The organism is Ignavibacteriales bacterium (assembly GCA_016214905.1).
Lineage (GTDB): Bacteria > Bacteroidota > Ignavibacteria > UBA10030 > SZUA-254 > PNNN01.
The window spans coordinates 1,293,515-1,314,529 of record JACRMQ010000007.1; the positions used below are offsets into that span (position 1 = coordinate 1,293,515).

The 21,015-nt window shown below is 41.0% G+C and carries 20 protein-coding genes and 1 tRNA gene; 17 read left to right on the forward strand and 4 right to left on the reverse strand.

Annotated elements, in window-relative coordinates:
• Nucleotides 1-20 precede the first annotated feature (20 nt).
• On the forward strand, nucleotides 21-164 hold the full coding sequence (locus HZB59_12570; protein MBI5022263.1) for a hypothetical protein: 144 nt from the start codon (nucleotides 21-23) through the stop codon (nucleotides 162-164).
• A gap of 138 nt (nucleotides 165-302) precedes the next feature.
• Nucleotides 303-374: transfer RNA gene (locus HZB59_12575), tRNA-Thr, on the forward strand.
• A 180-nt stretch (nucleotides 375-554) separates the two neighbouring features.
• Here HZB59_12575 and HZB59_12580 read toward each other — a convergent pair.
• A complete protein-coding gene (locus tag HZB59_12580; protein ID MBI5022264.1) occupies nucleotides 555-2,684 on the reverse strand; it encodes a glycosyltransferase family 39 protein in 2,130 nt (709 codons plus the stop codon).
• A 273-nt stretch (nucleotides 2,685-2,957) separates the two neighbouring features.
• Between HZB59_12580 and atpD the strand changes: the two genes are divergently transcribed.
• From atpD to HZB59_12615, 7 genes are all read left to right on the forward strand, one after another.
• On the forward strand, nucleotides 2,958-4,364 hold the full coding sequence (gene atpD, locus HZB59_12585; GenBank protein ID MBI5022265.1) for a F0F1 ATP synthase subunit beta: 1,407 nt from the start codon (nucleotides 2,958-2,960) through the stop codon (nucleotides 4,362-4,364).
• Between the two features lie 6 nt (nucleotides 4,365-4,370).
• A complete protein-coding gene (gene atpC / locus HZB59_12590) occupies nucleotides 4,371-4,784 on the forward strand; it encodes an ATP synthase F1 subunit epsilon (protein ID MBI5022266.1) in 414 nt (137 codons plus the stop codon).
• A gap of 72 nt (nucleotides 4,785-4,856) precedes the next feature.
• Entirely contained in the window at nucleotides 4,857-5,987 is a 1,131-nt protein-coding gene (gene alr / locus HZB59_12595; protein ID MBI5022267.1) for an alanine racemase, read from the forward strand.
• A complete protein-coding gene (locus tag HZB59_12600; protein MBI5022268.1) occupies nucleotides 5,974-7,077 on the forward strand; it encodes a mannose-1-phosphate guanylyltransferase in 1,104 nt (367 codons plus the stop codon). Before alr ends, HZB59_12600 begins: the two co-directional genes overlap by 14 nt.
• Nucleotides 7,078-7,088: 11 nt before the next feature.
• A complete protein-coding gene (locus HZB59_12605) occupies nucleotides 7,089-7,496 on the forward strand; it encodes a septal ring lytic transglycosylase RlpA family protein (protein ID MBI5022269.1) in 408 nt (135 codons plus the stop codon).
• A 30-nt stretch (nucleotides 7,497-7,526) separates the two neighbouring features.
• Complete coding sequence (gene rpiB, locus HZB59_12610; protein ID MBI5022270.1) at nucleotides 7,527-8,186, forward strand: ribose 5-phosphate isomerase B; 660 nt, start codon at nucleotides 7,527-7,529, stop codon at nucleotides 8,184-8,186.
• Between the two features lie 15 nt (nucleotides 8,187-8,201).
• Nucleotides 8,202-8,945, forward strand: a complete 744-nt coding sequence (locus HZB59_12615; protein MBI5022271.1) for a transglycosylase SLT domain-containing protein — start codon at nucleotides 8,202-8,204, stop codon at nucleotides 8,943-8,945.
• A gap of 241 nt (nucleotides 8,946-9,186) precedes the next feature.
• Here the strand turns inward: HZB59_12615 and HZB59_12620 are convergent, their stop codons facing one another.
• Together HZB59_12620 and smpB are read right to left on the reverse strand one after the other, a co-directional pair.
• On the reverse strand, nucleotides 9,187-9,732 hold the full coding sequence (locus tag HZB59_12620) for an arginine decarboxylase, pyruvoyl-dependent (GenBank protein MBI5022272.1): 546 nt from the start codon (nucleotides 9,730-9,732) through the stop codon (nucleotides 9,187-9,189).
• Between the two features lie 108 nt (nucleotides 9,733-9,840).
• On the reverse strand, nucleotides 9,841-10,305 hold the full coding sequence (gene smpB, locus HZB59_12625) for an SsrA-binding protein SmpB (GenBank protein ID MBI5022273.1): 465 nt from the start codon (nucleotides 10,303-10,305) through the stop codon (nucleotides 9,841-9,843).
• A gap of 232 nt (nucleotides 10,306-10,537) precedes the next feature.
• On the opposite strand from smpB, the gene lpdA reads away from it, so the two are divergent.
• The 7 genes from lpdA to HZB59_12660 all read left to right on the forward strand — a co-directional run bounded on the left by lpdA (nucleotide 10,538) and on the right by HZB59_12660 (nucleotide 19,525).
• Nucleotides 10,538-11,932 carry a dihydrolipoyl dehydrogenase gene (lpdA, locus tag HZB59_12630; GenBank protein ID MBI5022274.1) on the forward strand — a complete coding sequence of 465 codons (1,395 nt, stop codon included), beginning with the start codon at nucleotides 10,538-10,540 and terminating at the stop codon, nucleotides 11,930-11,932.
• Between the two features lie 166 nt (nucleotides 11,933-12,098).
• A complete protein-coding gene (locus tag HZB59_12635) occupies nucleotides 12,099-12,323 on the forward strand; it encodes a hypothetical protein (protein MBI5022275.1) in 225 nt (74 codons plus the stop codon).
• Nucleotides 12,320-13,033, forward strand: coding sequence for a lipoyl(octanoyl) transferase LipB (lipB, locus tag HZB59_12640; GenBank protein MBI5022276.1), 714 nt, complete (start codon nucleotides 12,320-12,322; stop codon nucleotides 13,031-13,033). Before HZB59_12635 ends, lipB begins: the two co-directional genes overlap by 4 nt.
• Nucleotides 13,034-13,113: 80 nt before the next feature.
• Nucleotides 13,114-15,075, forward strand: a complete 1,962-nt coding sequence (locus HZB59_12645) for a dehydrogenase E1 component subunit alpha/beta (protein MBI5022277.1) — start codon at nucleotides 13,114-13,116, stop codon at nucleotides 15,073-15,075.
• A 24-nt stretch (nucleotides 15,076-15,099) separates the two neighbouring features.
• On the forward strand, nucleotides 15,100-16,410 hold the full coding sequence (locus HZB59_12650; GenBank protein ID MBI5022278.1) for a 2-oxo acid dehydrogenase subunit E2: 1,311 nt from the start codon (nucleotides 15,100-15,102) through the stop codon (nucleotides 16,408-16,410).
• An 81-nt stretch (nucleotides 16,411-16,491) separates the two neighbouring features.
• The gene (gene lipA, locus HZB59_12655; protein ID MBI5022279.1) at nucleotides 16,492-17,355 is read left to right on the forward strand and encodes a lipoyl synthase; all 864 of its coding nucleotides are present in this window, start codon (nucleotides 16,492-16,494) and stop codon (nucleotides 17,353-17,355) included.
• Nucleotides 17,356-17,428: 73 nt separating this feature from the next.
• Complete coding sequence (locus HZB59_12660) at nucleotides 17,429-19,525, forward strand: M3 family metallopeptidase (protein ID MBI5022280.1); 2,097 nt, start codon at nucleotides 17,429-17,431, stop codon at nucleotides 19,523-19,525.
• Between the two features lie 233 nt (nucleotides 19,526-19,758).
• Here the strand turns inward: HZB59_12660 and HZB59_12665 are convergent, their stop codons facing one another.
• Nucleotides 19,759-20,178, reverse strand: a complete 420-nt coding sequence (locus HZB59_12665; protein MBI5022281.1) for an isoprenylcysteine carboxylmethyltransferase family protein — start codon at nucleotides 20,176-20,178, stop codon at nucleotides 19,759-19,761.
• 291 nt (nucleotides 20,179-20,469) lie between these two features.
• Between HZB59_12665 and HZB59_12670 the strand changes: the two genes are divergently transcribed.
• Entirely contained in the window at nucleotides 20,470-20,979 is a 510-nt protein-coding gene (locus HZB59_12670; protein MBI5022282.1) for a hypothetical protein, read from the forward strand.
• Nucleotides 20,980-21,015: the final 36 nt, after the last annotated feature.

The window sequence follows — 21,015 nt, forward strand, 5'->3', positions numbered from 1 at the left end:
TAAAAATTTGAAAGGCACAGATGGAATTTATCAACTATATATCGATGATTGAGAATACAATTTTAATCGGAACGCTTCTGTTCTTAATCGGAAGCGGAGTGGCGAAGTTTATGAATACCGTGGTTGTACGACTTAGCAAGGATTTTGTCAGCATCTTCTTCTAACCTAAACCCTTATACGTACGAATAATCAATCCCGGAGCGAAAGATCCGGGATTTTTTATTTCCCGAAAAATCTTTGTAAATTAATCTGTTAATTATGCTTCACAGTTGTCCTGGGAGTCATTTCGATAATATTTCAATGCTGAAGTAGCTCAGTGGTAGAGCAGCTGATTCGTAATCAGCAGGTCGTGGGTTCAACTCCCACCTTCAGCTCTCATTTTATTTTGGTTCACCAATTAAATTAATTAATTAAGAATAGGTTTCGGGATAAACTGTTTCGCCATAAGCGGGATGGGTTCTCAGCCGAAGGCTGATCCGCCTCTGGCGGAAACTCCCACCTTCAGCTCTGATTCTTCCCTTATTGTTCAATTAAAACCATCTACAATAAACTTATTACTTTATGACTTTTTGAAGCTTTTGAATACGCTCATGTACTTCGATTGCCTTTCTACTCTGGGGTGGTAGAATTGCATAATATCTTTTTAATACATCAATAAGCTTTCCATCGTTCTTTTGTTCGGAAAACAATTCAATCAATTCCAGATAAGCAGGTCCAAAGTCTTGTTTGTATTCTATCGCTTTGTAAAGTGCGGCTTCAGCGGGAGGAAATTTTTTCAAACCGCGTAGAGCTTTTGACCCTAAAATATATACATAAAGTTGCTTTGGGTCTTGCTGTAAAGATAATCCTAAATGTTTCAATGCCTCTTCATATTTTTCTTCACTTAAAAGTAACTCTCCGAGCAGATTGCGGAGGGGAAGATTTTGGTATTCAACTGATAGGATTTCTTCCGTAACCTGTACCGCTTTCTCAATCTTATTTTTCTTAACAAGAATATTATCCAATCCTTTCAAAAAGTTACTTATCCGTGAGCTCTCGGGACTGGCATTGAAACGCTGGAATAGATCGCTGCTGAATTTCGCACGGTTCGAGGAATCAGGATATTTGTATATCCAAAATGATGGTCCTGTTTGATTTTCATTCGCATGAATTTCGTAAACTAATTTCCATCTCGATTGTAAACTGTCGTAAAAAGGAAGGATCGCTTTGTACTTCATCGGTTCCTGAGCATATCTTTCTTTGTCGTAAGAAGAGGTGACAAGAATATCCATATCTTCATACCAGCGAGCATCGTAGAAAGCCGCAACCCGCTCCGATTCAAAAGCCAGAAATGGAATATCGAAAATTGTATAACTTCCATCTCTGATATCAACACCGAACGGACCAGTCGCGATGACTGAATTGCATGGTACATTATTTCTCATCCATGTTTTTGTGATCGTTCGGGTATCCGGTAGTCCCAGTGATTTTAAATAATTGAACGAATAGAATAAAGGGTGAATCATTACGGTCAAACATATTACGGATAACAGGACTGTTTGACTTGTCGGATTTATTTTAAAATGTTTCCATACTTTTGATTTGCTGACTTCTATAGCTGAGAGGAATTTGTCTATACCCATCGCTCCAATCACCGCAATCATCGGAAATATTGGCAGAATATACCTCTCGGCTCGCATCACCCATGTTGATACGACTACTAAAAACAAAAGAGGATAAATTAGAAGGAGTAATTCTTTTCGTTTTTGTTCTTTCAAAATAATTATTATGCTGAGAAGTGAGACAATATAAAATATCCATCCGAAGTTTCCGGGTATTGCATCGAGGAAATAATAATAAAGTGTGCTTTTAGATTCCGGGACACCAAGGTGCCCGCCCGCCATATGTTGCTGCTCGAACGAAAAATCTTTCTCAAAAGCGTTGGGAGTCAGGAGAATGAAAGGATTCAAAATCATAAATAGTCCTAATGCTATCATCAATCCTATGATGAGTCGCTGATCTTTCAATGTCCGAATGCCGGCTCTGAGATTATCAGACCGCATTATGTGTGTTGCGATCAGAAATATAATTAGAAACGCCCCGGTATATTTCGATGAAGTAGCAAGCCCTATGCTGATGCCCGCAAGATAATACCACTTTGATTTTGGATTTGAGTATATCCTGAAAATATACAAAACAGCGAGAGTGCTGAAGAAAGTTAATATTGTATCGACCTGAATCAGATGTGAAAATTTTATATGCAACGGATTCACAGCGAGTATCAACGCGGTGATAATGGCTGTTCGTCTATTGAAAAATTCATTCGCGAATCGGTATATGACAAGAATGATCCCAATCTCGAAGATTGCATCCACTGCACGCGCCGTGCAAACGAGCGGGGTGATAGTTGCGCCGAAATCATTAATGGTTGTGTAGAAACCAAATACATTTCCGATCCCGAAATGTATCATCTGCGCCACGAACTGTATATAAAATGTGAGAGCTGGATAGTTAAAGAATTCGGGATTGAAATTGAATCCGGGATTTCCCCAATTCCAGAATTTCCATGCGATAGTGAGCGAGGTTCCTTCTTCAAACAGTTCCGGCAGTCCCCAACCGATATGCAGAAAACGCAGAAAGCCAGCTACAATTATGATTATAATTAAGGCGATTTCATTCTTCGAAATATAAGGGAATTTACTCATTGCTAATCTTTGTTTATTAGTTGAACAGGATCGGAAAATAATAAGATAAGATTTTTTTAATGAGAGAGCAATGATTTTTCTTCTTTCATATTTAGCAGGAAAGATGCTCGGTTAGTCCATCAATCTGTCTAAAATAAATTATTACTAAACTATCCGAATTAAAAATTGTTTTATTTCTTCTAATTTCCTATATTATCAATGCTTTTTCAAGGTATATGAATAATATTCATCCTTTTCAATATAGAGTTGATTCAAGAATAATTAAGGTAGCGCATGAACGAAGGTAAGATTATACAAGTTATAGGTCCAGTAGTGGATATAGATTTTTCCGGTGGGAAATTACCGGCAATTTTACACGCCGTAAAAATTCCACGAAAAAATATCGAAGGTATGGATGACGAATTGATATGCGAAGTCCAGCAACATCTTGGCGAAGAACGCGTTCGGACTGTTGCAATGGATTCAACTGATGGTTTGGTGAGGGGGATGATCGCTCACGATCTCGGTACACCGATTGAAGTCCCGGTTGGAGCGCCGACTTTAGGCCGGCTGATAAATGTTATTGGAAAAGGAATAGATGGATTACCTCCAATCAGCGAAGATAAAAAATATCCCATTCACCGTCCGGCACCTTCATTCGAAAGCTTGAGCACACGTAAAGAGATGTTCGAAACCGGAATAAAAGTCATAGATTTGCTTGAACCATATTCCAAGGGTGGCAAGACAGGATTATTCGGCGGCGCAGGTGTTGGTAAAACAGTCGTTATAATGGAGTTGATACATAATATAGCACTGCATCACGGCGGATATTCTGTGTTCGGCGGAGTTGGTGAACGAACACGCGAGGGAAACGATTTGTGGCGCGAGATGAAAGACTCAGGTGTGATAGATAAAACAGCGCTTGTATTCGGTCAGATGAATGAACCTCCCGGTGCCAGACAACGGGTAGCATTAACAGCCCTCACGATGGCAGAATATTTCCGAGATGAAGAAGGTAAAGATGTGTTGTTGTTCATCGATAATATTTTCCGTTTTGTGCAGGCAGGATCAGAAGTGTCGGCATTGTTAGGCAGAATGCCGTCAGCTGTAGGTTATCAACCAACGCTAGGAACCGAGATGGGTGAATTGCAAGAACGTATCACTTCCACTAAGAAGGGTTCAATAACATCAGTTCAGGCAATTTATGTTCCGGCCGACGATTTAACTGATCCTGCACCGGCAACCACTTTCAGTCATTTAGACGCGACAACAGTTCTTAGCCGGCAGATTTCGGAACTTGGAATTTATCCCGCGGTTGACCCCCTCGATTCAACATCCCGCATACTTGATCCGCTTATTGTTGGTGAAGAGCATTACTATGTTGCGAAGCGTGTAAAGGAAATATTGCAAACTTATAAAGATCTGCAGGATATCATCAATATTCTTGGTATGGATGAACTATCGGATGACGATAAACTTACTGTAGCACGCGCGAGAAAGATTCAAAAATTCCTTTCGCAACCTTTCTTCGTTGCAGAGGAATTTACCGGTATGCCGGGCAGATATGTAAAACTATCAGACACAATCAGATCGTTTAAAGGGATTATTAACGGCGAGTATGATCACATACCCGAAGGAATGTTTTACATGGCAGGCGCGATAGAAGACGTAGTAGAAAAATTTAAGAAAGAAAACGCTTAAGAGTTTATGTCAGAAAAGACCTTTAAGCTCGATATAGTTACTCCGGCGCGGACTGTTTTCAGCGGTGAAGTCGTTAGCTTCAGTGCCCCTGGTGTTGCCGGTGGCTTCCAAATATTATATAACCATGCTCCAATGTTAGCTGAAATCGGAGTTGGTGAAATAAAATTTAAAAATTCCAACGATCAAGAATATTTTTACGCAACAAGTGGTGGTTATGTCGATGTGGCGAATAATCGCGTTACTATGTTGGCTGAAACCGTTGAGCGTGCCGATGAAATCGATACCAAAAGGGCGGAAACTGCTTTCGATAAATCGCACATTCAAATAAGCGATATCAAATCGGAAGAGAAGCGTCTTGAAATCAAACAGGCGATTGAACGAGCTCAAAATCGGATTCGCATTGCTAAAAAAAGAAAATAATTTATCTTCTCATGTTTTTGACCCACCCGATTTTTTAATCGATGTGGGTTTTTTGTTTATTCTTACCAAAAGATGCGAATAACGCACGCCGAAATAGACGTACGAAAACTTAAGCGCAACTACCAAAATACAATAGGTGTGCTGCCGTCTAATGTTAAAGTAATGGGAATAGTCAAAGCGAACGCATATGGGCATGGTGTTCTTGAAATCTCGAGATTATTGACTGATTTCGGAATCGACTATCTCGGTGTTGGTTTTTTAGAAGAAGGAATATACTTGCGAGAAAATGGATTGACGGTGCCTATTCTAGTTTTAGGTGGTGTACTTGATAATCAAATTCGCTCTTTCCTCGATAACAATCTCGATATTACAGTTTCATCGTTGGAAATTGCTGAACGGATCGAACACGAAGTTATTAAGGATAAAAATTTCAAAGCGCGGATTCATTTGAAAATTGATACAGGCATGGAACGGATCGGCGTTCATTTGGAAAATGCACTTCCATTCATTGAACGAGTTTGCCGCATGAAGCATCTGGATATTGTGGGAATCTACAGTCATTTTGCCTCAGCCGATGAGCGCGATAAAGCATACACACATTATCAGTTAGATCGTTTCCAATCGCTTTTGAAAAAAATCAATGCGATGGGGATCGATATTCCATTAAAACATATCGCAAATAGTGGAGCGATAATAGATATGCCCGAAACTTATTTAACTATGGTCAGGCCCGGAATTATGTTGTATGGAATATATCCGTCGCTTGAAACGACTGAACGAATTCCAATAGAACCCGTTCTCTCGCTAAAGTCGAAAGTTGTCTTCATCAAAGAAGTTCCTGCAAACACAAGTATCAGTTACGGCAGAAAATATTTCACATCGAAGCGTACTAAAATCGCTACGATTCCGGTTGGTTATGGAGATGGATATAGCCGCCGACTTACAAACAACAGTGAGGTGCTGATTGCAGGTAAACGATATCCGGTGGTGGGCGTGATTTGCATGGATCAAATGATGGTCGATATCGGATATGACGCGAACATCCATGTGGGTGAGGATGTATTACTTATCGGAGATTCTGCCGGCGAGAGAATATCCGCATGGGAATTAGCGGAACGTGTTGGAACAAATCCGTACGAATTATTAACTGGCATCGCGACCCGCGTGCCTCGAGTATTTATTAATGAAAATGGAGGGGATTAAAATGCCCAATGTTTATGCAGTAATAATGGCTGGTGGAGTCGGAACACGTTTCTGGCCCCGAAGCAGAGAAAAATCACCAAAACAACTTCTTGAAATTGTTGGCAAAGGTACGATGATTCAAAATACGGTGAACCGTATAAGTGATATGATCGAACCGAAGAACATCATGGTTGTTACAAATAAAATTCAAAAGCCGATGATCGCTAAACAACTGCCGAATGTCCCGGAAGAAAATATTATAACCGAACCAATCGGCAGGAATACGGCACCATGTATAGGTCTTGCTGCGCTGTTTGTCAGGCGAATAGATCCGGAAGCAGTTATGGTTGTTCTGCCGGCAGATCATATTATGCACGATGAGGAAGAATTCAGACGTTTATTAAGATTAGCCACCTGGGTTGCATACGAATCGGGAAAGCTCGTCACTGTTGGAATTCAACCAACGCGTCCCGAGACCGGATATGGTTATATTCAGGTAGTCGATGAAGATGACGGGAAAAATCCTTATTTTCAGAAAGGCGTTTTGAAGGTTAAAACATTCGCCGAAAAACCTAACATCGAGACTGCGAAAGTATTTTTAGAAAGCGGTGATTTTTTATGGAATAGCGGTATGTTTATTTGGCGAGTGGATGCGATTATGCGAGAGATTCAAACCCATCTACCGGAGATGCATGAAGAATTATTGAAAATAGACGAAGCCATTGGCGCTGAGGATTATGATAACGTTGTAGATACAACTTATAAAATTATTCGTGGTATTTCCATCGACTACGGTGTGATGGAAAAGGCGAAAGATGTTTATGTTTTGCGCGGAAACTTCGGATGGAGCGATGTTGGTTCCTGGGATGAGGTGTACAGAATTGCAGGTAAGGACGAAAGCGGAAACTCTGTCACCGGACAAGCTTTTTTACATAATACGAAAAACACAATGGTCTATTCCGGCACAAAAATCGTCGCTACTGTAGGTGTGGAGGATTTGATAATAATTTCAACTGACGATGCTGTGCTTGTTTGCAAGCAAGGTCAATCGCAGGATGTTAAAGAAGCGGTCGATTATTTGCGTCGTAAACAAAAAGTTGACTATCTTTAAGACATAAATAAATGCAGCTAATATTATCATTTGTTGTCTGTGTATTACTTGCCGGTTGTGTTGCATCGCCGCGGTTTACATCTGAAAAATTTGACAAAAGCGAACAGTTATCCGGTGAATTTGTGAGTGAGGGTGTTGCATCATATTATGCCGATGAATATCATGGCAGAAAAACCTCGAACGGTGAGACTTATGATATGAATGATTTAACAGCCGCGCATCAGCAACTGCCGTTCAACACCAAAGTGAAAGTAACGAATCTGGATAATGGTAAATCTGTCTTGGTAAGGATAAATGATCGTGGCCCGTTCAAGAGTAACCGGATTATCGATCTTTCGTATGCCGCGGCAAAAGAAATAAATATGATAGGTCCCGGAACTGCACGTGTCCGACTCGAGATAATTGAACTGGGCAAGTAAAACAAAAAAATATCAGTGAGAGAATAATCGATGGCAAAAAAGTTATTAACAGAGCAATCTGTTATTGAAGCATCAAAAAGGCATGATAAGAAGATCATCGTCGAAGACGATACACTTATTACCGATGCCGCCCGAGATCGAGCCGCTCAATTGGGTATTGTCATCGAACAAAAAAAGCATTCTGTTGTAATCAATACGGCATCGGTGCCGCCACTTGCCTCACAACCGGGGGCAAAAGAAACAATAGCAATAGCAAGCGATCATGGCGGATATGGACTGAAAGAGCAGCTGCGGGCTTATCTTTCATCACTCGGTTATAATGTTGTTGATCTGGGTACAAATAACGAAGAGCCTTGCGATTATCCTGATTTTGCTTTTTCGATCGGATCGATGGTGAGCAAGCGCACCGCATCACGCGGTATAATGATAGACAGCTTGGGAATTGCATCGGCGATGGTAGCAAATAAAATCACCGGAGTCAGAGCTGCATGTTGCTTCGATGAATTTTCTGCACGCAGCAGCAGGGAACATAATAACGCAAATGTTCTCACGCTCGGTGGAAAGACTATCGGAGTTGAATTGGCTAAATCAATTACCAAGGTTTGGCTTGAGACGTCGTACGCAGGAGGCAGGCACCAAAAACGCCTCGATAAACTTGCCGAAATTGAGAAACGATTTTTAAAAACTTAACGATTGCTCTCACTCATGAAAGTCGCCTTGATAAAAGTTGTCGGCTGGATGATGCTTGTTGCAATGGTTGTGCTTATTACAGCCGAAAGTTATATCGCGAATCGTAGCCCGAGGGATAATAATCAATCAATTCTGAATGATGATCTTTCCGGAGATGGAACCTATCTGAAATATTCTCAGTTTGGAAGGGAATTATCATCCGATGAAATATCCCGCATAAAGCGCTTTTCAAAATATTATGGAATTGATTATCGGATCATTTTATCGATCATCAAACAAGAATCTCAATTTGATTCAACTGCCGTAAGTGAGCGTGGAGCAACAGGACTAATGCAGATGATGCCAATGACACATGCAGAAATGAACGAAGCTCTCGACCTTGATAGTTTGAATGTTACTTCCGATAATATTCAAACTGGAATATATTATTTTTCAAAATTGTATAACTTATTTTCATACATAAAAGGAGAAGACCGGCTTTGTTTTTCATTAGCCGCATACAATGCAGGTCCTTCCCGCATTTATGATGCTCAGGAAATTGCCGCTTATATGGGCGAAAATCCGAACAAGTGGTCGGTTATCGAAAACGTTTTACCGCTTTTATCAAAAAGGTATTATTCTCTTCATCAAGAAGTGTGGGGTGAGCCAAAACCGCGAAACGGATATTTCGGCAGCTGGAGGCAAACAGTGAAATATGTTCAAAATATAACAATTACATACAAAAATCTTAGCCAGCAAGAGCAGGGAAAAAATAATTAAGGAGGAGTTGCTAAAAAACCTTTCCGGTTCTTGACAAGTGGAAAGAAAATTATTATATTATCCCAAAGTTGAACCGTGGAAAGAGGCATAATAACCTCGAAGTTCTTTTCGATAAATAGATTTACCCGGATAAGAAAATGTGAATGGGTATTGGTGATTTGTATTGACGGTCGTGGGCGCTGTCAAGGCGGAACGCCGGGAGACGGTTCACATCAAGATCAGCGCCTTCGACTTTAATTTTTTATGGGAGTAGAATTGCACTTGCGACAACGGTTGTCCATAAACCGTTCTTATCGCCTTCTGCCGATTGAGTTATATTAAATGTTTTAACAATCTTCCCGCTCATTTTATATTGAAGTTCTCGTTCATCCCAAGCTATGTTCGGGTCGAACTCAACACCGAGTGTTGTTGCGAGCATTGTTGCGGCGAGATCTTCAGCGTATTCACCGGCTTTCTCATCCGTTTCACCGAATGGATGATGCTCGGATAAATATCCGTACTGCGTGTTATCAGCCGGCGTCGCTACACCGATAGAAGATGCTATAAGCCGATTAGGTTCATTCGTAGCATTTCGTGCCATCACGGCAAAAGTAATTTGACCTGCTTGGAGGAGTTTTAATCCTTCGTCAGTTGGGATTCGTTTACAACCGGGAGGGAATATACTGGATACAGTTACAAGATTACATTTTTCTATCTTTGCATCGCGGAGGGCTAACTCGAACGATTGGAGATAATCTTTATGCCTGCCTACACCTTTGGTGAAAAAGATTTTGGTTGGTACGTACACTTCTGTGACTCCTTAAGAATAATAATGATAGTTAATAAAAATAAATTGCATAAAATTCAAAAAGTAAAAAATAAAAAAACTCACAACTCACAACTCATAATTCATAACTTATTTTGCGTATTCCCGCTGAAGCTGCCGTTTGGTATCGCGCTCTTTTATCGCCTCACGTTTATCGTAACTCTTTTTTCCTTGGGCAAGCCCAAGTTCAATCTTTACAATATTCTTTGTAAAATAGATACGTAAAGGAACAAGCGTCAAACCCTTTTCGGAAACTTTACCGATGAGCCGGCGGATTTCGCGTTTGTGCATCAGGAGTTTGCGATCGCGCTTTGGGTCGTGATTGTTGATGTTACCTTTTTCGAACGGACTAATATGCATGCCGAGCAGCCAGATTTCACCATTTTTTATAAGCGCATATCCGTCTTGCAAGTTTGCCAGGCCTTGTCTGAGAGATTTTACTTCTGTTCCTTTAAGGATAATACCTGTTTCAAACCGATCTATGATGAAATAATCATGAAGGGCTTTTCGGTTAGATACGACGGTTTTTTCTTCCGCAGGACTTTCTGTGGTCATCTCGGTAGTAACATTATGGTAATAAAAATAATAAATTTGACGGGGAAATGCAATAAGAAATGTAAAAGTTAAAATTAAAAATTTAAAATGAAAAATATGACCTCTATATCACATTTCACGACTCATAGTCACTAATTCATACCTCATCCTTCATCATTCATCTTTCCCTTTGACTTTCCTACCGTATTTTCCTATATTTTTTCATCAACTTTTAAAAATAGAGAAGAAAACAATGCAAGAACGACAATTTGACGTAGTTATAATCGGTAGTGGACCGGGTGGATATGTCGCCGCAATCCGTTCCTCTCAATTAGGTTTAAAAACGGCGGTGGTTGAACGTGATAAAATCGGTGGTGTGTGCTTGAACTGGGGTTGTATACCTACCAAGGCGCTTCTGAAAAGCGCAGAGGTTTATCATCATCTTCAACGAGCAGATGAGTTCGGTATTGCCGCTAAAGATATTTCGTTTGATTTTCCAAAAATAATAAAACGTAGCAGAGATGTTGCGCTCAGAAATTCCAAAGGTGTGGAATATCTTTTCAAGAAGAATAAAATTGATCTTATCTCAGGATCTGGTAAAATAGTTGGAAAAGGTAAGATTGAAATCAGCAAAGATGGAAAACTTATCGAAACTGTTTCTACAAAAAATATACTTATTGCAACCGGCGCCCGTCCCAGATCTTTTCCGAATATTAAAATAGATGGTAAACAGGTAATCTCCAGTACTGAAGCGATGATGCTTCAACAACCGCCGAAGTCGATGATCATTATCGGGGCAGGAGCTATTGGTGTGGAGTTTGGATATTTTTATAATGCATTTGGCACGAAGGTAACTATAGTTGAAATGATGCCGAATATTTTGCCAATTGAAGATAAGGAAATTTCGAAATTACTCGAAAGTAATTTGAAAAAATCGGGAATCGAGATTTTGACTGAGAGTAAAGTGGAAAATGTAACAATAGGCAAAGAGGCAAAGGTAGTATTGACATCGAAGGACGCAAAGAAAGAATTGACCGCCGAAATCGTTCTTGTTGCTATCGGAGTGCAAGGCAACATCGAAAACATCGGACTTGAATCTGCAGGGGTCAAAATTGAAAAAGGTTGGATACAGGTTGATGATTTTGGTGAGACAAATGTTGATGGCATTTTTGCAATTGGTGATGTGGCAGGTCCGCCATGGTTGGCGCATGTTGCATCTAAAGAGGGAATTATTTGTATTGAAAAAATCGCAGGTAAAAATCCACAGCCAATAGATTGGGATAATATACCCGGATGCACTTATTGTCAGCCGCAGGTTGCAAGTATTGGTCTAACAGAAGAGAAAGCCGTTGAGCTGAGGTATAAACTGAAGATTGGAAGATTCCCATTTACGGCAAGCGGAAAAGCGCGCGCGATTGGCGAGACAGATGGTCTTGTTAAATTGATCTTCGACGATAAGTATGGCGAATTGCTAGGCGCGCATATCCTCGGCTCTGATGCGACAGAGATGATAGCTGAACTGGGGCTCGCAAAAGCTTTAGAAGCAACACCGTCAGGGATTGCGAATACGATTCATGCTCATCCGACTCTATCTGAAGCGATCATGGAAGCAGCTGAAAATGCGGAAGGTCATGCGATTCATATTTAAGTGGTGAGTATGTTAGTAGTTGAGTAGATTAGTACTAAAGGGTTAGAGCGTGGAGCTTAGAGCTAAGAACTAAGATTAATGATACTATTTAAAGTACAAAGAACAAGTAACAATGAACTAATAACGATTGACAAGTAACTATTTAAGAGATGAATCGGGGTTTAAAATGAAAGATGAAAGTGAAAAGCTATCAAACGAAACTCTAGCGATAGAAGAGTTGTATATTCAACTTCGCGCGATGAAGAAAGTGTTGGAAGAAAAAGGTTTGATGACTGAAGATGAATTCCGGGTTGCATACGCTCGCGAGTTGGTTGTAAGTCCGGGTGCGGCGGCCGGGACAAAAATTACAGATTATTTATCTAATCATAGGAAGAAGTTTTTGCGTTCATGAATGAACTTCAAATTATAAATCTCGGATTGACCGTTTATCAGCCGACGTGGGAATTGCAACAAAAAATCTTCAATCTTCGGGTTGGTCAAAAGATCCCAGATGTCCTATTACTAACTGAGCATAAGCATGTTTACACGCTCGGTAAGAGTAGCGATGAGGCGCATTTGCTCGCTGATGAAAAAGAATTGCGATCGAGAGGAGTCGATATTTACCACATCGATAGAGGCGGCGACATCACCTATCACGGTCCCGGTCAGCTTGTTGGTTATCCGATAATCGATTTGAATAATTTTTATCTCGATACGCACCGTTATCTTCATGATCTTGAAGAAGTTATCATCAGAACATTAAAAGATTTCGATATCCACGGACATCGTGAAGAAAATTACACCGGTGTTTGGGTCGGAACTGATAAAATTGCTGCAATCGGTGTGAAGGTGAGCAGATGGGTTACCATGCACGGTTTTGCGCTTAATGTTAATACGAATCTTTCATATTTTGACCGCATCATACCATGTGGAATTTTCCATAAAGGGGTTACTTCGATGCAGAAGATTATTGGGAACGGTGTATCATTCGATGATGTTATTAAATCGGTATCATCGCGTTTTAGTGAGGTTTTTGGAACTCATACCGTCACCCTTAAAAAAGATGATTTTCTTGCAAATATTAATCAGATAACAAGTGAAACAATAGAATGTCTTCAATAAAAAAATCAAAAGATAGTAAAGAGATAAGTAAAGGAGCTTTAGTTCTTCCAAAAGAGAACTTGCTCGACGCCTACCGTCTAATGTATACCGCGAGGAAAACGGACGATAAAATTTTACTTTTGTTAAAACAGGGAAAGCTGTTTTTTCATATTGGCGGTTCCGGCCACGAGGCGATTCAGGTTGCAACTGCCTTCGCATTAAATAAGGGTGAAGACTGGTCGTATCCATATTACCGCGATCTTGCGTATGTTCTTTCCATGGGTTACAGTGTGAAAGAAATAATTGCCGAGGCAATGCACCGCGCAAGTGGACCGAGCAGCGGCGGATTTGTAATGCCGTTCAATTACGGTCACAAGAAATTTAGAATTCCTTCACAATCAAGTCCAACCGGCACACAATTTCTTCAGGCAGTCGGTACTGCATTAGCTCAAGTTAAAGATGGAACGAAAGATATTGTTTATGTTTCTTCAGGAGAGGGGACAACAAGTCAGGGTGAGTTTCATGAAGCGATCAATTGGGCATCGCGGGAGAAACTTCCGGTGATATTTGTTATTCAAGATAATAAATATGCAATCTCCGTAACCAAGAAAGAACAAACTGCCGGCGAATCTATTTACGAAGTAGTTCAGGGATACCACGGATTGAGCCGTTATGAAGTTGATGGATGCGACTTTATTGAATCGTACAGAATCACATCTGAAGCTGCCGAACGTGCGCGAAGCGGCAAAGGACCAAGTTTGATACTTGCACACACAGTGCGGTTATTGCCACATTCTTCTTCAGATGATCAAAGAAAATATCGCAATGAAGATGATCTGGCAAGGGACAAAGCGAAAGATCCGATACCGAATTTTGAAAAATATCTCATCTCAAATAAATTCGCGAAAGATACTGAGATTAAAAAAATTCAAACAGAAGTTGAAAATCAAATCGACCGAGTTGTTGATGAAGTTGAAGCGGAACCTCAGCAGGATCCTGCTAATTTAATGAAGTATGTTTATTCTCCAAAGACTGTTGTAGCTGTAGAAGGATTTAAAGAACCGGAACATAAAGGCGAAAAGATTGTAATGGTCGATGCGATTAACCATGCTATGGCAGAAGAGATCGAACGTAATTCAAAAATCCTCATCTATGGTGAGGATGTTGGCGGTGATAAGGGCGGTGTTTTCACCGCGACAAAAGGTTTGACGAAGAAATTCGGATGGGATCGCGTATTTAATTCTCCCCTTGCCGAAGCAAGCATCGTTGGAACTGCCGTTGGTTTATCGGTTGCCGGTTACAAACCGATTATTGAAATACAATTTGGAGATTACATTTGGACCGCGTTTATGCAATTGCGTGATGAAGTTGCGATGATGCGTTTTCGTTCTAACAACGAATGGGCAAATCCGATGGTTGTTCGTGTTGCTGTTGGAGGGTATATTCATGGCGGCTTATATCATAGTCAGTCTATCGACGGATTCTTCACTCATATTCCCGGTCTTCGAGTTGTCATTCCATCCAATGCTGCAGACGCGAAAGGTTTATTAAAAACGGCCATTCGTTCGGATGATCCGGTGATGTTTCTTGAACATAAGGGATTGTACCGCGCAAGTTTTGCCGCCTCTCCCGAACCGGATGAAAATTATCTTGTTCCATTCGGATTAGCAAAAACGGTACGGTACGGAGATGATATCACAGTTGTAACATGGGGAATGATGGTTCAGCGTTCGCTTGAAGCTGCAAGGAAATTAGAAGAAAATGGTGTAAGTGTTGAGGTCGTGGATCTTCGCACTCTTAATCCGCTTGATAAAGATGCTATACTTAATTCAGTTCGCAAAACAGGAAAAGTTTTAATCGTTCATGAAGATACTTTAACAGGGGGATTTGGCGCCGAAATAGCTGCTATCATTGCAAATGAAGCATTTACACGACTTGATGCACCAATCAAACGAGTTGCCGCGAAAGACTGTCACATCCCGTACGGACCGACACTTGAGAATGCAATGCTTCCGCAAACAACCGATATAGTTTTTGCGCTTCAAGAGTTATCAAAATTTTAAATTGATTATTAGAAGAGAGGTTTTATGTCAAAAGTAGAAGTTGTAATGCCACAATTGGGTGAAAGTCTTACCGAAGGTACGATTGTCAAGTGGCACAAAAAGCAGGGTGATAAAATCAGGAAAGACGAAACGCTTCTTGAAATAAGTACCGATAAAGTCGATTCTGAAATACCATCTCCTGCATCGGGTGTGATTACGAAAATATTTTTTGAAGAACAAAAGACAGTGGAAGTTCGCACGATAATCGCGGAGATAGAAACAGATGCGTCAGCGGTATCGATCGATACTCCATCGAAATCTCCCGACGTACCCAAAACGGCACCGATAAAAGAAGCTACTCAAGCCCTGTCAGCAAAAACAACACCTGCCGAAAAGTCAACCGGTGGAAGATTCTATTCACCTCTCGTTCTTAGCATCGCACGAGAAGAAGGAATTTCAATGGCAGAGCTTGAACAATTACCGGGATCAGGCGAAGGCGGACGTGTAACTAAAAAAGATATACTTGCTTATGTGAATACGAGACAAGCAAGTAAACCGGCTCAATCAATTGCTCAACCACCGGTACCACTTCCGGTAGGTCATCTTGAAACAACATTAAAGCATATTGAATCGGGAGATTTAGCTCAGAAATATCCACCACCTCAATATGAAATTTTGCAGATGAGTAATGTGATCGCAAAAATGTCGGAACATATGGTGAAAAGCGTAAACACTTCACCGCATGTATGGGCTGTGCATGAATGCGACATGACCAATGTAGATAAAGCACGCAGAAAGAATGCTGAATCATTTGAAAAACGGGAAAGATTCAAGTTAACTTATACACCATTCGTCTGCGATGCTGTTATTAAAGCATTGAAACAATTCCCGCTTGTCAATGCATCAATTGATGGCGATAAGATAATATTAAAGAAGTTTGTCAATCTGGGAATTGCCGTAGCGGCTGAAAACGGATTAATTGTTCCGGTAATTAAAAATGCGGACGAAAAGAATTTCGTAGGCCTTGCTCGGTCTTTGAATGATCTTGCAACAAGAGCGCGTATCAAACGACTTGTACCAGCCGAGATTGAGGGAGGTACTTTTACGATAACCAACTTCGGTGTATTCAACACCTTGATTGGAATTCCGATTATTAACCAACCACAGGTTGCCATACTTGGAACAGGTACGGTGAAGAAACGTCCGGTTGTAATAAACGATGCAATCGCTATACGTTCAATCGCACACTTAACTCTCGCATTCGATCATCGTATTGTAGATGGCGCGTTAGGTGGAACGTTTTTGGAAACAGTTTGCAAGTTGTTGGAGAATTATGATTCGGAAAAAGTTTTATAATTAGCCACGGATATTCACAGATGACACGGATTGAATCGGTAATGGTCTGTGTTTTTTCCGTATCATCAGTGGTAAGGTTAAATGAGAATTGAGATAGAAAAAAATCATACTCTCCGCCGTCCTGATTGGCTCAAGGCGAAGATTCCTTCGGGCGAGGCGTATGCTCATCTGAAGAAATTGATAGACAGTAAGAATCTCCACACGGTTTGCGAAGAAGCGAAATGTCCCAATAGGGGAGAATGTTGGAATCATGGCACCGCGACGTTCATGATATTGGGTGATATCTGTACACGAAGTTGTGGTTTTTGCGCGGTGAAAACAGGTAAGCCCACCGAACTCGATTCTCAGGAACCATATCGTGTAGCCGATGCAGTAAAATCAATGGGTGTCCGTCATGCCGTGATTACTTCGGTCAATCGTGATGAATTATTCGATGGTGGTGCCCAGATATTCGCAGAGACAATTCGGCAGATCCGAATCAAGAATCCAAATACAAAAGTGGAAGTACTTATACCCGATTTCAGGGGTGACGAATTCGCATTGAACATCGTGCTCGATGCCTTTCCAGATATTCTAAACCATAATATGGAGACAGTCCCGCAGCTTTATCCGACTGTTAGGCCGCAGGCAAACTATAACCGATCTCTTGAACTTCTTCACCGGTCAAAGCGAAGAGGCTTTAATACAAAAACCGGATTAATGCTTGGTATCGGTGAAACAACTGAGGAAGTATTAGAAGTTATGAAAGACCTCCGCAAAATCAATTGCGATATCTTGACTCTCGGGCAATACCTCCAACCGACGAAAGAACATTTGCCCATCGATCGTTTTGTTCATCCCGATGAATTTAAGATGTTGAAAGAAACCGGTATTCAAATGGGATTCAAGCATGTCGAATCGGGACCGTTGGTTCGAAGCTCGTATCATGCCGAGGGACAAATATGAAAACAAAATTTATCCGCGAATCATTACATTAATTTCTAAACATCCACCATAACAACTCAAGAGGATTTACATTATGTGTAAGCGTTGTCACTACCTCATAATTATATCAATATTATTTTGGAATTTCATGATGGCTCAAAACGATTCAAATCCATTTTTTAAAGAATGGAAGACGCCGTTTCAAACTCCGCCGTTCGGCGAGATAAAGCTCGAACATTATATTCCCGCATTCGAAGAGGGAATGAGATTGCAAAAAGCCGCGATTGATGTTATTGTTAACATCACTGAGGAACCGACTTTTGAAAACACGATCGAATCGATGGAGTTGAGCAGTGAATTTCTGGATCGTGTTGATGATGTATTTTTTGCTTTGAATTCGGCCAATACCAACGATGAAATGCAGAACCTTGCGCGAAAAATAACTCCTATGCTATCCAAGCATAACGATGACATTAACCTTAATCTAAAATTATTCGAGCGAGTGAAGAAACTTTACGATAAACGTGCATCACTGAAGCTCTCATCCGAACAAAAGGCAGTTTTAGAAAATTATTATATCGGGTTTGTACGCGGCGGTGCGAATCTTGATGAAGGAGGGAAAGATAAATTACGCAAGTTGAATGAAGAGTTGAGCATGCTCAGTCTAAAATTCGGAGAGAATATGCTTAAGGAAACTAATGCCGTTGGATTGACAGCAGACACTGAAGAGGAACTTGCCGGACTTTCACCCGATGTTATACAGGCAGCATCAGAATTGGCGCGATCTAAAGATATACAGGAACATTACGCCTTCACACTTCAAAAACCGAGCTTCATTCCATTCCTTCAATATGCGAAGCGTCGCGATTTACGCGAAAGACTTTTTAAAGCATATATAAACCGATGCAATAATAACAACGAGTACGATAACAAAAAAATATTATCACGCATTGCCTCACTTCGGGTTGCAAAAGCGAATCTTCTGGGATATAAAACTCACGCCGATTTCGTTCTTGAACGGAACATGGCGAAGAAACCGGAAAATGTTTACAAATTCTTAAAAGAGATCTGGACACCCGCGGTTAAAAGGGCAAATAACGAAGCCGCCGATATGCAAAAGATAATTGGCGGGGAAGGAGAAGATTTCAAACTTGAGCCGTGGGATTGGTGGTATTATGCGGAGAAGCTGAAGAAAGAAAAGTATAGTTTAGATGAAGAAGTGATTCGTCCTTATTTCAAAATGGAAAATGTGCGGCAGGGTGTTTTTGATGTCGCATCGAAATTGTACGGAATCCAATTCGTTGAGCGAAAAGATATTCCTGTTTATCATCCGGATGTTAAGGTGTTCGAAGTGAAAGAAGCCGACGGAAAGCATCTTGGCATATTCTATTCCGATTATTTCCCGCGAGACGGCAAGCGGAGCGGTGCTTGGTCGAGCACATTCCGCGGTCAATCAAATATGAAAGGGAAGTTTGTTTCCCCTGTTGTGTACAATGTTGGTAGTTTTGCAAAACCAACTGCCGATAAACCGTCATTGATGAGTTTGGATGAGGTGAATACCTTGTTCCACGAATTCGGACATGCATTGCAAAGACTTTTCGCTAACACAACATATCCAACTGCTCAATGGGTGCCTCGTGATTTTGTTGAGTTACCTTCGCAGATAATGGAAAACTGGGCTACCGAACCAAAAGTATTGAAGATGTACGCCAAGCATTATCAAACAGGCGAACCGATGCCACAGGAATTAATCGACAGACTGTTGAACGCGGGTTTGTTCAACCAGGGATTTGAAACCGTAGAATATATAGCGGCATCGATTCTCGATATGGATTGGCACACATTTACCGATACCACGCAGCGTGATGTTTTGACATTTGAAAAACAATCGTTGACAAACATCGGTTTGATACCTCAGATCGAATCGCGCTACCAGAGCACGAACTTCCAGCATATATTCTCGGGCGGATATTCGGCAGGATATTACAGTTACCTTTGGGCGGCTGTGCTCGATGCCGATGCATTCAACGCGATAACGGAAAAAGATTTATTCGATCAAAAAATGGCGGCATCTTTCAGGAAGAATGTTTTATCAGGCGGCACCGCCGCCGACGCGATGGAAGCATATAAACGTTTCCGCGGTGGCGAACCGAAGATTGACGCTCTGTTGAAGAAGCGCGGATTGAATTAGGTAGTGATAGAGGGGCTGACTAAAAAGGTTCTCTCGATACTCTATGATGAAGCTATAAACTCGAGAACCTGCAAATGTAGCTGGTTTTCGAGTGTTCTTCGACGACAAGTCGAAGAATGTAACGAGAAAACAAACTTATTGGTCAGTCCCTAAAAAATTGGCGGCAGGATTTATTTAGTACTGCTGTTTACTTTAGATTTGTTGTTCCCGACTCTGACGAGATTCGTTGTTCTTCAGAACCACACCTGTTCGTGGTATCTTCTGTATGCGTCGCCGAATTTTTCTTCAAGAACACGGTTCTCCCTGCGAACGCGCCAAAAAACATTAACAAGTGCAAAAGCACAGACGACATAGGAGATGACATCGCGGGTAACCATTGCGAATCCCAGGAACAACAACATTCCGAAGAGATACATCGGGTGACGGATCTTTGAATACAGCCCTTTTGTCACGAGCTCCTTTGCCTGTGGAGTAACCGCGAGCGAATCCCCAAGCTGGAAAATTGCGATGATCAGAAGTACAAACGATGGGATGATGAGCCCAATGCCGATATACGTCATGAGATCATGCGGAAACTTTGACAGCAAACGCAAAATGATCCAAGGCAGAGCAACGAATGTGAGCAATATAAATATGATTATTTTAAATTTCAACCGGTAACAACTTTCGCTTGTATTTTATTCGGTACAAAGTACATAGGAATTGGATAAATGTCAAGAATAATATTCTTCATTTTCAATTCAATCGGTTTATTTTGGGAAAGATCTCAAAAGCTTCTCGAACGTTAGAAAAGGATAAACCTCGCGGAGGTTTTTAAAACTAGGTAAAACCTCCGGTGTCTTCTTAGGAAGTTCAAGGTAGATACCGGAGGTTTGCAATGTAACCCTCGGTTTGCATTTATATCTACGCTTTTCTATCTTAATAACATCATAATAATAAATCCAATGAATATAAAATCATTTTTATATATTATTGCTGTTTTTATAGTCGCATTCTCAAATCTCAACTGCGATAAAGGTCTTGCGCCAATAGATGAATCGCAGGGTGGCGGTTCAGTTACGAAGGGTATCAGCGGCACAATCCATTTTGTCAATTGGCCCCCCGAAAGCACGCTTGTAGATTTACGACTTGTTGCGTTTAAAAATTATCCGCCGGGTGATATCGTTGCTGAAGTTATGCAGGGGAATGCTCAGTTCACCGAAACCCTTAAACCGTATTTCTCAGATTCACTTTCATATATGCTTGTTCTTACCTCTGGTGCATGGAGCAGCATCCAGTATATTGTTGTCGCACAGCAGTTTGGTCCGAACATCCAAGCCGACTGGAAGATGGTTGGTGTTTATTACTCCCCGGGAGATAGTTCGAAACCGGGAAGCGTGAATTTACCATCCAACGGAATTGTCGGTGACGTCAACATCAAAGTTGATTTTCTAAATCCATTATCCACACGGTAACCGATGAGAAGATTTTATTTTATAATGGTCATAATT

Excerpts from the sequence above, each read along its gene's own strand:
- HZB59_12570 (MBI5022263.1), top strand. The coding sequence starts at position 21 with ATGGAATTTATCAACTATATATCGATGATTGAGAATACAATTTTAATC.
- HZB59_12580 (MBI5022264.1), bottom strand. The coding sequence starts at position 2,684 with ATGAGTAAATTCCCTTATATTTCGAAGAATGAAATCGCCTTAATTATA.
- atpD (MBI5022265.1), top strand. The coding sequence starts at position 2,958 with ATGAACGAAGGTAAGATTATACAAGTTATAGGTCCAGTAGTGGATATA.
- atpC (MBI5022266.1), top strand. The coding sequence starts at position 4,371 with ATGTCAGAAAAGACCTTTAAGCTCGATATAGTTACTCCGGCGCGGACT.
- alr (MBI5022267.1), top strand. The coding sequence starts at position 4,857 with ATGCGAATAACGCACGCCGAAATAGACGTACGAAAACTTAAGCGCAAC.
- HZB59_12600 (MBI5022268.1), top strand. The coding sequence starts at position 5,974 with ATGGAGGGGATTAAAATGCCCAATGTTTATGCAGTAATAATGGCTGGT.
- HZB59_12605 (MBI5022269.1), top strand. The coding sequence starts at position 7,089 with ATGCAGCTAATATTATCATTTGTTGTCTGTGTATTACTTGCCGGTTGT.
- rpiB (MBI5022270.1), top strand. The coding sequence starts at position 7,527 with ATGGCAAAAAAGTTATTAACAGAGCAATCTGTTATTGAAGCATCAAAA.
- HZB59_12615 (MBI5022271.1), top strand. The coding sequence starts at position 8,202 with ATGAAAGTCGCCTTGATAAAAGTTGTCGGCTGGATGATGCTTGTTGCA.
- smpB (MBI5022273.1), bottom strand. The coding sequence starts at position 10,305 with ATGACCACAGAAAGTCCTGCGGAAGAAAAAACCGTCGTATCTAACCGA.
- lpdA (MBI5022274.1), top strand. The coding sequence starts at position 10,538 with ATGCAAGAACGACAATTTGACGTAGTTATAATCGGTAGTGGACCGGGT.
- HZB59_12635 (MBI5022275.1), top strand. The coding sequence starts at position 12,099 with ATGAAAGATGAAAGTGAAAAGCTATCAAACGAAACTCTAGCGATAGAA.
- lipB (MBI5022276.1), top strand. The coding sequence starts at position 12,320 with ATGAATGAACTTCAAATTATAAATCTCGGATTGACCGTTTATCAGCCG.
- HZB59_12645 (MBI5022277.1), top strand. The coding sequence starts at position 13,114 with ATGTATACCGCGAGGAAAACGGACGATAAAATTTTACTTTTGTTAAAA.
- HZB59_12650 (MBI5022278.1), top strand. The coding sequence starts at position 15,100 with ATGTCAAAAGTAGAAGTTGTAATGCCACAATTGGGTGAAAGTCTTACC.
- lipA (MBI5022279.1), top strand. The coding sequence starts at position 16,492 with ATGAGAATTGAGATAGAAAAAAATCATACTCTCCGCCGTCCTGATTGG.
- HZB59_12660 (MBI5022280.1), top strand. The coding sequence starts at position 17,429 with ATGTGTAAGCGTTGTCACTACCTCATAATTATATCAATATTATTTTGG.
- HZB59_12670 (MBI5022282.1), top strand. The coding sequence starts at position 20,470 with ATGAATATAAAATCATTTTTATATATTATTGCTGTTTTTATAGTCGCA.